This is a genomic window from Pseudomonas sp. A125 (assembly GCF_055409485.1).
In genome coordinates, this window is record NZ_JBUZVP010000017.1 from 62,370 (window position 1) to 75,568 (window position 13,199).

A 13,199-nucleotide genomic window follows, 5' to 3' on the forward strand; every position below is an offset into this window, starting at 1 on the left:
CCTCACAGGAACACTCGATGAATACCGAAGGACTCACAGAAGTTGCCGTAAAAGACGCTCACCCGGTGGTCGAACAAGCCACCGAGACCCCGCCGGAGCTGGAGCCGGCACCGCCTGCCGTGGTGGCCGAAGCGCCAGCCGCCGCGCCGGCGCCGGTGGTCGCGATTACCAACCTGGATGACAGCAGCCTGTACATCCACCGCGAGCTGTCACAACTGCAATTCAACATCCGCGTGCTGGAACAGGCGCTGGATGAGTCCTACCCACTGCTGGAGCGGCTGAAGTTTCTGCTGATCTTCTCCAGCAACCTGGACGAGTTCTTCGAAATTCGTGTTGCCGGCCTTAAAAAGCAGATTACCTTCGCCCGTGAACAAGCCGGTGCCGACGGCCTGCAGCCGCATCAGGCGCTGGCACGTATCAGTGAGCTGGTACACGGCCATGTGGACCGCCAATACGCGATCCTCAATGACATCCTGCTGCCGGAACTGGAAAAACATCACGTGCGCTTCATCCGGCGCCGTCATTGGACCACCAAGATCAAGACCTGGGTGCGTCGCTACTTTCGCGACGAGATTTCGCCGATCATCACGCCCATCGGCCTGGACCCGACGCACCCGTTCCCGTTGCTGGTGAACAAGAGCCTTAACTTTATCGTCGAGCTGGAAGGTATCGACGCCTTCGGTCGCGACTCGGGCCTGGCGATCATCCCGGCGCCGCGCTTGCTGCCACGGATCATCAAGGTACCGGAAGAGGTGGGGGGTGCTGGCGATAACTATGTATTCCTTTCGTCGATGATCCACGCCCACGCCGATGACCTGTTCCAGGGCATGAAGGTCAAGGGCTGCTACCAGTTCCGCTTGACGCGCAACGCCGACCTGGCGCTGGACTCCGAAGACGTCGAAGACTTGGCCCGTGCCCTGCGCGGCGAGCTGTTCTCCCGGCGCTATGGTGATGCGGTGCGCCTGGAAGTGGCGGACACCTGCCCGAAACACCTGTCGGACTACCTGCTCAAGCAGTTCAACCTGAGCGAGACCGAGCTGTACCAGGTCAATGGCCCGGTGAACCTGACGCGCCTGTTCAGCATTACTGGCCTGGACAGCCACCCAGAGCTGCAATACACGCCGTTTACCCCGCAGATCCCGAAACTGCTGCAAAACAGCGAAAATATTTTCAGCGTGGTGAGCAAGCAGGACATTTTGCTGCTGCACCCGTTCGAGTCTTTCACGCCGGTGGTCGACCTGCTGCGCCAGGCTGCCAAAGACCCGCATGTGCTGGCCGTACGCCAAACCCTGTACCGCTCCGGCGCCAACTCGGAAATCGTCGATGCGCTGGTAGACGCCGCGCGTAACGGCAAGGAAGTGACGGCGGTGATCGAACTGCGCGCACGGTTCGACGAAGAGTCCAACCTGCAACTGGCCAGCCGCCTGCAAGCGGCCGGTGCGGTGGTGATCTACGGCGTGGTCGGCTTCAAGACCCACGCCAAGATGATGCTGATCCTGCGCCGCGAAGCCGGCGAGATCGTGCGTTACGCCCACTTGGGCACCGGCAACTACCACGCCGGCAACGCCAAGCTCTACACCGACTACAGCCTGCTGACCTCCGACGACGCCTTGTGTGAAGACGTCGGCAAGCTGTTCAGCCAGTTGATCGGCATGGGCAAGACCCTGCGCATGAAGAAACTGCTGCACGCGCCGTTCACCCTGAAGAAGGGCATGCTCGACATGATTGCCCGCGAGACCCAGTTCGCCCTCGAAGGCAAGCCGGCGCACATTATCGCCAAGTTCAACTCGCTGACCGACCCGAAGATCATCCGCGCGTTGTACAAGGCCAGCCAGTCGGGTGTACGTATCGATCTGGTGGTGCGTGGCATGTGCTGCCTGCGTCCGGGCATCGCCGGGGTTTCCCATAACATCCACGTGCGTTCGATCATCGGGCGCTTCCTGGAGCACACGCGGGTGTTCTACTTCCTCAATGGCGGCGAGGAGCAGATGTTCCTGTCCAGTGCCGACTGGATGGAGCGCAACCTCGACAAGCGTGTAGAGACCTGCTTCCCGGTGGAAGGCAAGAAGCTGATCATGCGGGTCAAGAAGGAGCTGGAGAGTTACCTCACCGACAACACCCACAGCTGGAGCCTGCAGTCGGACGGGCGCTACGTGCGCAACACGCCGACCGGCAACCAGAACCCGCGCAGCGCCCAGGCGACGTTGCTCGAAAAGCTGGGCAGTCCGATTCTGACGGTGAATTAAGCAAGGTATACGCGGGCCCATGTGGGAGCTGGCTTGCCTGCGATGCAGACGCCTCGGTGTACCAGTTGCACCGAGGGGATGCTATCGCAGGCAAGCCAGCTCCCACACAATCCCACACATTTGTTTTGTGGCGTTATATAGACCGTTTTAGCGCACGTTCAACGTCAACCCAACCCGCGTCAGCCACTCGGCTTCCTGGGCGAAATCGGCCTGGGTCAGCTGGTTTTCATCCAGCCAGTTCTTCGGGAATACCACGTCCAGGCTGTCGGCATTGGCACGCAGCACCACTTGCGGCATTTCCCGGGTACCACGGATATGGTGGAACAGGATCGCAAAGCGCAGCAGTGCACACAGGCGAATCAACTTGATTCCCTCGGCGCCGAACTCGGCAAACTTGTCCCGGGGGATATTGCGACGGTGGCCGCGCACCAGCAGTGCGAGCATCTGCTGGTCTTCACGGGAGAAACCCGCCAGGTCCGAGTGCTCGATCAGGTAGGCGCCGTGCTTGTGGTAATGGTAGTGGGCGATGTCCAGCCCTACTTCATGGACCTTGGCCGCCCAGCCCAGCAGTTCACGCCATACGCCGTCTTCCAGGTCCCAATCGGCTGCGACCTGGTCGAAGGCGTGCAGCGCCTTGCGTTCAACCCGCGCGGCTTGTTCCAGGTCGACGTGGTAGCGCTCCATCAATGAACTGAGGGTGCGTTCGCGCACATCTTCGTGATGATGGCGGCCCAGCAGGTCGTACAGCACGCCTTCACGCAGGGCGCCGTCGCAGTGGTCCATGCGTTGCAGCTCGAGGGCGTCGAAAATCGCTTCGAGGATCGCCAGGCCCGCCGGGAAAATCGTGCGGCGGTCAGGCTTGATGCCGTCGAAATCGATTTTTTCGGCATCCCCCAGCTTGAACAGCTTGCGCTTGAGCCACGCCAGGCCCTCGGCGTTGACCTCGCCAGTGCCGTGGCCACCAGCCTTGAGCGCCAGGCCGATGGCACGGATGGTGCCGGACGAACCGATGGCCTCATCCCAGGTCAGGCGGTGCAGGGCGTGCTCGATGCTCATGATCTCCAGCCGCGCCGCCGTGTAAGCCTGGGCGTAGCGGGCCGGGGTGATCTTGCCGTCCTTGAAATAGCGTTGGGTGTAGCTGACGCAGCCCATCTGCAGGCTTTCGCGCAGCAACGGTTCGAAGCGCTGGCCAATGATGAACTCGGTGCTGCCACCGCCAATGTCGGCCACCAGGCGCTTGCCCGGTGTGTCGGCCAGGGTGTGGGACACGCCGAGGTAGATCAGGCGCGCTTCCTCACGACCGGAGATGACCTCTACCGGGTGCCCGAGGATCTCCTCGGCGCGGCGGATGAATTCGCCTCGGTTGCGGGCTTCACGCAGGGCGTTGGTGCCGACGATTCGTACGGCGCCCAGGGGCATGCCGTTGATCAGTTGGGCAAAGCGCTTCAGGCAGTCGAGCCCGCGCTGCATGGATTCTTCATTGAGCTGGCGCTCATCGTCGATCCCGGCAGCCAGTTGCACTTTTTCGCCGAGCCGCTCAAGGATGCGGATTTCGCCGTTCTGGGCCTTGGCCACGACCATGTGAAAGCTGTTGGAGCCCAGGTCGATGGCGGCGATCAGGGACAGATTCTTGGCTTGGGATTGCGGCATGGTAAGGGGTCTCGGTCGATAACCTCGCCATCGTGCCACGATCAACCGCTGACGCCAACGCGTAGTGCTTCGGGAATTCTCCTATAGCTGTCTTGGAGCAGGATTTGTAGGAAATGTAGGGCGATTCCTTTTGTGTCTGACGTTAAGTCTTCGAAGCAGATAGGAAATAATTAGTTTTCTAAAACTGGCTATGTTTACTGAATTTGCCTACGTTGGCGTATTACTTGTCTGGCCGATATGTTGTTCTGGACTACCCGCAGGTTGGTTTGGAATGACAATTACTTTTTACTGTTCTGACGATAGTTAAGGTTTGGTCTTATTCTTTCTTTGGGTATTAAAGAGCGAGACTGTCACTCGGCAATCAGGCCGTGGTGTTATTTATTTATGGCTTTGTTGTGTCAGGGAAGAAGACACGTAGGGCAATGGAAGTGCCCGGGTTATATATGAGCAACACCTGATAACTTTTAGTGACAGGTTGAGCATGAAAAAAATATTGGTTTTGACGATGGGTGTTGTGTGTCTGGCTGCAAGTATCGCTGCTCAAGCAACTACTACGGCGCAGTTGTCTGTCCGGGGCACGATCACACCTGCCGCCTGCAATCTGAGCCTGGGCGGTAGTGGCACTATTACCTATGATCCGATTGCTTCCGGTTCGCTGTCCCAGACCGCTTTCAATCCCCGTGAAGAGAAGACCACTACCCTGGTCGTAAACTGCGGCAACTCACCTGCAAAATTCGGCCTGTCCCTAAAGGACCTGCAGGGGCACACCAAGGTCGCGGGCATATTGGGCACGGGCTTCACCGAAGCACAAAATTACGGCCTGGGCGGCGTAGGTAACCGCCACACTGGTGGGTATTCGGTCACCCTTCGGGACTTGAGAGCAGCCGGCACGGTACTGAGCCCGATCGTACGAGTCGGCGCAGGCGCCTGGCAGAACAGTGATGGCCGAGTGGCTCAGTCCCCTAGCCAGTACTCGTGGCGTACTGGCGTCACCGTCGCCCCCGCCTCTATCGCCCAGCTGACGGGTGTTATTGCAGTGAGGGCGGTAATCAACCGTGGCCAGGCTCTGGACCTTACCCGTGACATTACGCTGGATGGGCGCGCCACGCTGGAATTGAGTTACATCTAAACAACTAACAGGCAGCCGATATTGATACAGAAGCATTCAAGGCCTCTGTTTCTTTTCGGCTGCCCTCGTGTGGGTGTTTGTTTGATAACGGTTGGCTTTTATGTCCTGGAGAAAAAGCGGTGAGTGGTCGTTCAAGAATAACTAAGGCGCTACTGTGGTCTGTCGGTTTGTTTTTATATGTGACCACCCCGGTAATGGCAGATGGCATGCAGCCTGAAACAACGGTTGTTGTGCTCTACGAGGAAGATGGCGAGGCAACCATCAACGTCAAGAATACGGACATGGGCCCGGCACTTCTTCATTCGGTTATAGAAAACGTGCCTGAGGACCTCGAGTCGTTATTAATCGTCACTCCGCCGATTACCCGCGTGGAGGCTGGTGATACCCAGCTCGTGCGTTTCATCAGCACCTTGAAGGCACCCCTCAAGACCCAGCGGTTAAAACGGGTTTCCTTCGAAGGCATTCCCCAGGCGCGTGCCCCGGGGGGTGCGACTATTGGTATCAGTATCCGGCAGAATCTGCCGTTGATCCTGCATCCCCAGGGTTTGCCGAGGCACCACACGCCTTGGGAGTTGCTGAAATGGAAGCGCGACGGTGAACAACTGAGCGTTCACAACAACAGCGCTTACGTCGTGCGCCTGGCGCTGGATGTGCAACTGCTGCCGCACAAACGCGTAGCCACGCTGCCGCGCACCTACATCCTGGCGGGCGAAGTGCTGGTGGCCAAGGTCGCCGGCTCCCTTGAAGGTGCGGTGTCGGTCGAGATTCAACCCGCCACGGTCTATGGGTTTTCGGTAGAGCACTACCTGGCACCAGTCATTGCTGATGAACGTTGAACGGCCCATGAAAAAGAAGAACACGGGCCGTGGGCCAAAGGGTGTGTCGGGTTTCAGGGCCGGGGCGTTCATGCCGTGCCGCTCAAAGGTGTTCATGGGGCTTGCGACGTTATGCGGGTTGCCTGCCAGCGTGTCGGCCATGAGCCTGGGTGAAGGCTTTGACCTTGCGGCGCTGACAACTCACGGGATTGACCCGAAGGTCTCCGAATACTTTCGCACGGCGGCGCGCTTTCGCGAGGGTGTGCATGTGGTGGGGTTGCGGGTAAATGGCAGCCCGTTGGGGCTGGTGGATGCGCGTTTCGACTACCAGGGGCAACTGTGTTTTACCCCCGGGTTACTGGAGAAAGCCGGGCTGCTGAAGCCGTCCGCAATCCTTCGTGCCGGCATTACACCGGACCAGGCCTGCCATGATTTTATCGGTGAGTACCCGGCCACCATGGTGAGGCTGCGGCCTGGCAGTGATGAGGTCACACTGGTGGTGCCTACCCAGTCATTGCGGGAGCCTGAATGGGAGGCCGGGCATTTTTCCCAGGGCGGGGCGGCAGCCTTGTTCAACTATGACGTGCTGGGGTTCGATACCCGCTCGCGCGATGCGCCCAGCCGTTTTGTGTCGGCCTACACCGAGGCCGGGTTCAACTTGGGTAACTGGATTGTTCGGAGCCGCCAGTTCCATATCTCCGACAATGGCAAGTCGCGTACCGAGCACGTCCATGCTTACGCCCAGCGTGATATCGCCGGGTTGCGGGCAACGTTTCAGGTCGGTCAGATTTCCAGCAACAACCCGGTATTCGGCGGTATCCAGCTGTCGGGCCTCCAGTTTTCTCCCGACGGTCAGTCGCGAACGCCTGCGGGTAGCAACGACGTGGTGGTCGAAGGCCTCGCCCAGGGTCAGTCCCGTATCGAGGTGCGCCAGGCGGGTGCATTGATTCATAGCACGCTGGTGCCGGATGGCCCTTTCAGGTTGACCGGGCTGCCTTTGCTCAACGGCACCAATGACCTGGATGTGAGCGTGATTGATATCCGAGGGGCAGCCCGCCGCTTTGTGGTGCCGGCGGCCTCCTTTCGCGGAGTGGCTCCGGTAGCGTCCGGCTATTACTTTTCCCTTGGCAAAGTGCGCGAGTCCTCAAGCGATCGTATCGAGCAGCCAGTGGTAGCCATGGGTAGCGGGTCGTGGGGCTTGGGGCGTGGGTCGTCGGTGGGTTTCGGGTTATTGAGCACGGACGACTATCAGGCAGCCGGTGGCGCGATGGGCAGCATTTTTTTCCAGCGGGTCTCGGTGGGCGTACGCCACACCCATTCCCGTGATGCGCTGGCCGGTCTTTCCGGCGGGCGCAGCACGCTGTCCCTGAGCAGCCCGCTGGTTGCCGACATCGACATGAACCTGAGCGCCACGAGCCAGAGCCGTGGGTACCGTGACGTGCTTGAGGCCAGTCAGTCCTCGAAGCTTGATGATTTCGGCGCACGCTTCAAAAACCAGTACACGGCGGGCTTCAGTTGGGTCGAGCCGTCGCTTGGAGGCTTTTCGATCAGTTATACCCTCAGTTCACAATTTGACGGACGTGCCAGCGAGCACCTGTTTGCCTCGTGGAACAAGTCGTTCAGCGGCGCCGATGTGGCGTTGATCGCCGATTCTCGGGTCGGTGGCTCGCGGCCGCGTAGTCAAGACAATCGCGTGGGAAGGGGGCGCAATGAGCGAGAGGACCAGGGTGTGTCCATTCGGCTGCAGGTCAGCGTCCCACTGGGCGGGGACCGCCGCCTGACATCCTATGCCAGCCGCCGGGGTGACAGGCTGGATGCCGGTACGGCGTTCAGTGAACGGGCCAACGAGTATGTGGACTATGAGGTAGGCGTCGAGCGCGACCTGGCAGAGCGCCAGCAAACGGTGCGCGGCCAGGTGAACGTGATGCCGCGCTATACCCGTGTCGGCCTGGGTGTAAGCCGTGCCCCGTCGGGCACCAGTTACACCGGGCAACTTCAAGGCGGTATCGTCGCCCACTCGCGTGGGCTGACGTTCTCGCCTTATGCAGTGCAAGACACCTTCGGCATCCTTTCGGTGGGCGACGTAGGCGCTGCCAGGGTCTCGACCCCTCAAGGCCCGGTATGGACCGACTACCGCGGCCATGCGGTGATTGCCAACCTGCCGGCCTATACCGACAGCCGCATTGAAGTGCAGACCCAGTCTTTGCCCAAGCGCGTTGACCTGAAAAACGGCACCAAAATGCTCACTGCAGGGCGCGGCTCATTCAGTACCGTGGAGTTCGAAGTGGTGAAGGTGCGTCGCGTGTTGCTCGTGGTGCAAGACGAACAGGGCCGCTCCCTGCCTCAAGGCGCTTCAGTGTTCGATAAGGACAACACGTTCATCGCCAGCGTAGTGGGCGAGGGAATGATCTTCCTGAACGACCTGAGCCAGCAGCAAACCCTTAAGGTTTCACTCCCGGACGCCAAGTCCTGCCTGCTGCACCTGAACCCGCAACAAGAGAGCAACGATGACAAACTTTACGAAACCGCCGCGGCGGTGTGCCGTGCCCAGTGAGCCAGGTGGCTTGCGCCTTGGGCTATTGCTGTACCTGCTGCTGGTGGTGGTGACAATGGCAAGTGAAGCGCGTGCCGATACCTGTCGGCTCTCCGTGAGCCAGTCTCGGGTGGAATATGGCGTTATCCGCCAGAGTGAACGAAGCGATGGGGCGCTGGATCTGGGAACGCGCACGCTGCATCTGAGCATCGTCTGTGCGGACCCATCGGTCATGGCGCTACGATTCAACGGTGCGCCGGCAGGAGGCCAGGGCTTCCGCTTCGGGCGGCAGGGGCAGTTCACCCTGAACCTCAAGCACGCCCAGGTTGATGGCCAGGTTGTAGAGTGGGCAGTCGCGCTCTTGCCCGGCGAACCCGTCACCGCGCGCCTGTCGCCTGGCCACACGCTGGTTGCGCGAGTGGCGGGCGTGCCGGTGGCGGGCCGGCGGTTGACTGCCCAGGTTGAGGTTGATGCCCGCCTGCCTTCCGCGGCTCTTGGGGTGCGCAGCGAAACGCTGCTGGAGGGCCTGGGAAACTTTGAGCTGGTCAGCCTGGCTGTTCCACCGAGCCGATGAAGTTGGCCAGCTCGGCAGTCTGAGGGTTGGCAAACAGGGTTTTCGGGTCGCCGACCTCGTGCACTTTGCCTTGGTGCATGAACACCAGCTTGTCACCCACTTCCCGGGCAAAACGCATCTCGTGGGTGACCATGATCAACGTCATGCCATCCTTGGCCAGTTGGCGCACCACGCTGAGCACTTCGTTTACCAGTTCAGGGTCCAGGGCCGAGGTGATTTCATCGCACAGCAACACTTTGGGCGACATGGCCAGCGCCCGGGCGATGGCAACGCGCTGCTGTTGGCCGCCGGACAAGCGATCGGGGAAGGCGTCGAATTTTTCTCCCAGCCCAACCCGCTCGAGCATTTGTCGCGCCAGTTGCGCAGCCTTGGCTTTGGGCACTTTTTGCACCACCTGCGGGGCGAGCATGACGTTTTCGCCCACGGTCAGGTGCGGGAACAGGTTGAACTGCTGGAACACCATGCCGACTTTCTGGCGCAAGGTGCGCAGGTCGGCGCGGGCGGCGTCGAGGTATTCGCCGTCAACTTCAATTACCCCGTCGTTGATCGACTCCAGGCCGTTAAGGGTACGCAGCAAGGTGGATTTACCCGAGCCACTGCGGCCGATGATCGCCACCACCTGGCCTTCTTCGACCGTCAGGTCGATGCCCTTGAGTACATGGTGATCGCCGTAATACTTATGCAGGGCGGAAATTCTAAGCAGAGGCATGCAGTCTCCTTTCCAGGTAGCGCGCACTGAGGGACAAGGGGTAGCAGAGCAGGAAGTAACCGAGCGCCACCAGGCCATAGACCATGAAGGGTTCGAAGGTCGCGTTGGCGAGCATGCCGCCGGTCTTGGTCAGCTCGGTGAAGCCGATAATCGAGGTGACGGCGGTGCCCTTGACCACTTGCACCGAGAAACCCACGGTTGGCGCCACCGCAATGCGCAGCGCCTGGGGCAGGATCACGTAGCGCAATTGCTCCAGCGGGTTGAGGGCCAGGCTTGCGGACGCCTCCCATTGCCCGTGGGCGATGGAGTCGACGCAACCGCGCCAGATTTCAGCCAGATAGGCGCTGGTAAACAGGGTCAAGGCAATCGCTGCCGCAAGCCAGGGCGAAATGTCGACGCCGAGCAAGGCCACGCCGAAGAACACCAGGAACAGCTGCATCAACAGCGGCGTGCCCTGGAACAGTTCGATGTAAGTACGGGCGACGTTGCGCGCGAAGGCCTTTTTGCTGATACGCATGGTCATCACCAGCAAGCCGATCACACTGCCGCCGATAAATGCCACCAGCGACAACAACAGCGTCCACTGCAAGCCGGTGAGCAGGTTGCGCACGATGTCCCAGAAGGAAAAATCACTCATCGAGCGTTCCTCATCACATAGCGCCGGCCGATCCAGTTCAGCAATTGGCGGATCATCAGTGCCATACACAGGTAGACCAGAGTCGTCAGTGCATAGGTTTCAAAGGCGCGGAAGTTACGCGACTGGATAAAGTTGGCGGCAAAGCTCAACTCCTCGGTGGCGATCTGCGAGCACACCGCCGAGCCGAGCATCACGATGATGATCTGGCTGCTCAAGGCCGGCCAGACCTTGCCCAGCGCCGGTAACAACACCACGTGGCGGAACGCCTCGAAGCGCGTCATTGCCAGCGCGGCCGCAGCTTCCAATTGCCCGCGAGGGATCGCCTGGATCCCGGCACGGATGATCTCGGTGGAGTACGCACCCAGGTTGATCACCATCGCCAGCACTGCCGCCTGCCATTCGGTGATTTTCAGGCCCAGGGACGGCAGGCCGAAGAAGATGAAAAACAACTGCACCAAAAACGGCGTGTTGCGGATCAACTCGACGTATACCCCGAAGACCCAACTGAACGGCTGGATCTTCCACGCCCGAACCACGGCGCCGACGATTCCCAGCGCCACACCCAGCACAGCACCGATGGCGGTCAGTTCAAGGGTGAACAACGCGCCGCGCAGCAACAGGTCGGTATTGGCCAGCACCGGCGCAAAGTCGAATTGATAGGCCATGTCTAACCCTCGTAGCCGTGATCAGAGATCAGCCGGCAGCGGCTCTTTAAGCCACTGCATTGCATTTTTTTCCAGGCTGCCGTCGGCCTTGGCCGCGACCAGGATCTGGTTGACCTTGTCCAGAAGCGCAGGCTCGTTCTTGTTCACGCCTACGTACACCGGCGAGTCCTTGAGCTTCACTTTAAGTGCTGGCACACGCTTGGGGTTGCGCTCGCTGATGGCCACCATCACCACGTTGCCGCTGGCAATCAGGTCCACCTGGCCGGCGAGGTAGGCGGCGATGGTTGAGTTGTTGTCTTCAAAGCGCTTGATCGTGGCTTCCTTGGGGGCCACGGCGGTCAGCTCGATGTCTTCGATGGCACCACGGGTCACGCTGATGGTTTTGCCCTTGAGATCGTCAACGGTGCTGATCGGCGCGTCCGGCGGGCCGAACACGGCGAGGTAGAAAGGCGCATAAGCCTTGGAGAAGTCGATGACCTTCTCGCGCTCGGCGTTCTTGCCGAGGCTGGAAATCACCAGGTCGACCTTGCCTGTGGTGAGGAACGGGATGCGGTTGGTGCTGTTGACCGGGGTCAGTTCAAGCTTGACCTTGAGCTGGTCGGCCAGCAGTTTTGCGGTGTCGATGTCCAGGCCGCGAGGCTTCATGTCCGGGCCCACCGAGCCGAACGGCGGGAAGTCCTGAGGCACGGCCACCTTGAGGGTGCCACGGGCGACGATATCGTCCAGACCGTTGGCCTGGGCGGGCGCCAGGTTCAGCATGAGGCTGGCAAACAGGGCAGTGAGCAGGACGCTGCAACGCTTGGTCATGGCAACTCTCCGAAAAGGACGAAAGGATTTTCTGGGTTTTGCCAGTGCACAGCCCATGCCAGTAGCGCCCTAATGCGCTGGGAGGCCGGTAGTTATTGAGTCTTGGCGGTCTTACTGGTCTGAACAGTTGTTGCGCTTTCTGCACCCTTTTCGAGCGCTGCCAAAACCCCGCGAGCCCCTTTGGGGCGTGGCTTGCCGGGCGCCGAGAATAGCTTTACAACTAGCCGCTCAGTTGACTGGAAACTTGAGTTTTTATGAATTCCATCGCCCAAGCCGTACCGGAAGTGGCGCTACAGGCCATCCGCAAATTGATCGCTGACGAGGGCTTCGGGCCGGGCGATGCATTGCCCTCCCAGCGCGATCTGGCGCTGCAATTGGGCGTGAGCCGGGCCTCATTGCGTGAAGCCTTGTCGTCACTCAGTGCGTTGGGCGTGGTGAGTGTGCAGCCGGGCAAGGGCGTGTTCGTCCAGGCCGTGGAAGAACCGCTGGGGTTGGCCTGGCCGTTTACAGCACAGGCCACGCCGCTGGATATCTTTCAGCTGCGCTACGCGCTGGAAGGGTTTGCAGCGGGGCTGGCGGCGGTGACCCTGACCACCGTAGAGCTGGACTTCCTGGAAGATAACGTCGAAGCGATGCGCAAAGAGCTCAAGGGCGGCGACTTTGAGGCGGCGGCGCAGCTGGACTTCGAATTTCACCAGCGCATCCTGCTGGCCAGCGGTAATCAGGCGATGGTGAGCATCCTCAGCGCCAGTGCCGAGGTGTTCCTGGAGAGTCAGAAACTACCGTTCATCCGGCCGGAGCGGGCCATGGAAACCTGGCAAGAGCACCGCAAGATCCTGCGCGCCCTGGCTCGGCGCGCCAGCGGGGCGGCGCAGAAAAACATGCAGGAACACGTGCGCAATGCGGCATTGCGCACAGGCATTGCCTTCATCACTCCCGTGGGGCCGTGAATTGGGCTATACCCAAACTCATGCATCACCATAGCAAGAGTCAATCAGCTGCAGCTTCCTGAACGCGGGAAGGGCGGCTATGATGGGCAACGTTTTTTTTGCTTACAACCCGGAGACATCCATGAGCAACGATCTTATCAAGCACGTCACCGACGCGACCTTTGAGGCCGAAGTACTGAAGGCTCAGGGCCCGGTGCTGGTTGACTACTGGGCTGAGTGGTGCGGTCCTTGCAAAATGATCGCTCCTGTCCTGGACGACATTGCTACCACTTATGAAGGCAAGCTGACCATTGCCAAGCTGAATATCGACGACAACCAGGAAACCCCGGCCAAGCATGGCGTGCGCGGTATCCCTACGCTGATGTTGTTCAAGGACGGCGAAGTCGCTGCCACTAAAGTGGGCGCGCTGTCGAAGTCCCAGCTGCAAGCTTTCCTCGACGCCAATATCTAAGCGTCCTTAAAAGGCCCCGCAAATAGCGGGGCT

The 13,199-nt window shown here is 60.2% G+C and carries 12 protein-coding genes; 7 read left to right on the plus strand and 5 right to left on the minus strand.

Features of this window, described 5'->3' with window-relative positions:
- Window positions 1-17: 17 nt before the first annotated feature.
- The gene (gene ppk1 / locus ACZRN6_RS22305; RefSeq protein ID WP_322148276.1) at window positions 18-2,246 is read left to right on the plus strand and encodes a polyphosphate kinase 1; all 2,229 of its coding nucleotides are present in this window, start codon (window positions 18-20) and stop codon (window positions 2,244-2,246) included.
- A gap of 147 nt (window positions 2,247-2,393) precedes the next feature.
- Here the strand turns inward: ppk1 and ppx are convergent, their stop codons facing one another.
- Window positions 2,394-3,896: an exopolyphosphatase gene (ppx, locus tag ACZRN6_RS22310; RefSeq protein ID WP_322148275.1), complete on the minus strand. Its 1,503-nt coding sequence runs from the start codon at window positions 3,894-3,896 to the stop codon at window positions 2,394-2,396.
- Window positions 3,897-4,377: 481 nt separating this feature from the next.
- On the opposite strand from ppx, the gene ACZRN6_RS22315 reads away from it, so the two are divergent.
- From ACZRN6_RS22315 to ACZRN6_RS22330, 4 genes are all read left to right on the plus strand, one after another.
- Window positions 4,378-5,025, plus strand: a complete 648-nt coding sequence (locus ACZRN6_RS22315) for a DUF1120 domain-containing protein (RefSeq protein WP_322148274.1) — start codon at window positions 4,378-4,380, stop codon at window positions 5,023-5,025.
- Window positions 5,026-5,162: 137 nt separating this feature from the next.
- Window positions 5,163-5,861 (plus strand): fimbria/pilus chaperone family protein, encoded by a 699-nt coding sequence (locus ACZRN6_RS22320; protein ID WP_464008886.1) that lies wholly within the window; start codon window positions 5,163-5,165, stop codon window positions 5,859-5,861.
- A 94-nt stretch (window positions 5,862-5,955) separates the two neighbouring features.
- Window positions 5,956-8,394: a fimbria/pilus outer membrane usher protein gene (locus tag ACZRN6_RS22325; protein ID WP_464008887.1), complete on the plus strand. Its 2,439-nt coding sequence runs from the start codon at window positions 5,956-5,958 to the stop codon at window positions 8,392-8,394.
- Window positions 8,384-8,947: a DUF1120 domain-containing protein gene (locus tag ACZRN6_RS22330; RefSeq protein WP_464008857.1), complete on the plus strand. Its 564-nt coding sequence runs from the start codon at window positions 8,384-8,386 to the stop codon at window positions 8,945-8,947. The genes ACZRN6_RS22325 and ACZRN6_RS22330 overlap by 11 nt, the downstream gene beginning before the upstream one ends.
- Here ACZRN6_RS22330 and ACZRN6_RS22335 read toward each other — a convergent pair.
- The 4 genes from ACZRN6_RS22335 to ACZRN6_RS22350 are packed head-to-tail and all read right to left on the minus strand — an operon-like array spanning window position 8,919 to window position 11,765.
- Window positions 8,919-9,656, minus strand: coding sequence for an amino acid ABC transporter ATP-binding protein (locus tag ACZRN6_RS22335; protein ID WP_322148270.1), 738 nt, complete (start codon window positions 9,654-9,656; stop codon window positions 8,919-8,921). The two genes, ACZRN6_RS22330 and ACZRN6_RS22335, sit on opposite strands and share 29 nt — an antisense overlap.
- Window positions 9,643-10,293, minus strand: a complete 651-nt coding sequence (locus ACZRN6_RS22340) for an amino acid ABC transporter permease (protein WP_322148269.1) — start codon at window positions 10,291-10,293, stop codon at window positions 9,643-9,645. The genes ACZRN6_RS22335 and ACZRN6_RS22340 overlap by 14 nt, the downstream gene beginning before the upstream one ends.
- Entirely contained in the window at window positions 10,290-10,958 is a 669-nt protein-coding gene (locus ACZRN6_RS22345) for an amino acid ABC transporter permease (protein ID WP_464008858.1), read from the minus strand. Before ACZRN6_RS22345 ends, ACZRN6_RS22340 begins: the two co-directional genes overlap by 4 nt.
- Before the next feature lie 21 nt (window positions 10,959-10,979).
- Window positions 10,980-11,765: a transporter substrate-binding domain-containing protein gene (locus tag ACZRN6_RS22350; RefSeq protein ID WP_323570935.1), complete on the minus strand. Its 786-nt coding sequence runs from the start codon at window positions 11,763-11,765 to the stop codon at window positions 10,980-10,982.
- A 254-nt stretch (window positions 11,766-12,019) separates the two neighbouring features.
- Here ACZRN6_RS22350 and ACZRN6_RS22355 point away from each other — a divergent pair, with 254 nt between their 5' ends.
- Both ACZRN6_RS22355 and trxA read left to right on the plus strand, forming a co-directional pair.
- Window positions 12,020-12,715 carry a FadR/GntR family transcriptional regulator gene (locus ACZRN6_RS22355; RefSeq protein ID WP_464008859.1) on the plus strand — a complete coding sequence of 232 codons (696 nt, stop codon included), beginning with the start codon at window positions 12,020-12,022 and terminating at the stop codon, window positions 12,713-12,715.
- Between the two features lie 121 nt (window positions 12,716-12,836).
- On the plus strand, window positions 12,837-13,166 hold the full coding sequence (trxA, locus tag ACZRN6_RS22360) for a thioredoxin TrxA (protein WP_060753581.1): 330 nt from the start codon (window positions 12,837-12,839) through the stop codon (window positions 13,164-13,166).
- Window positions 13,167-13,199 lie beyond the last annotated feature (33 nt).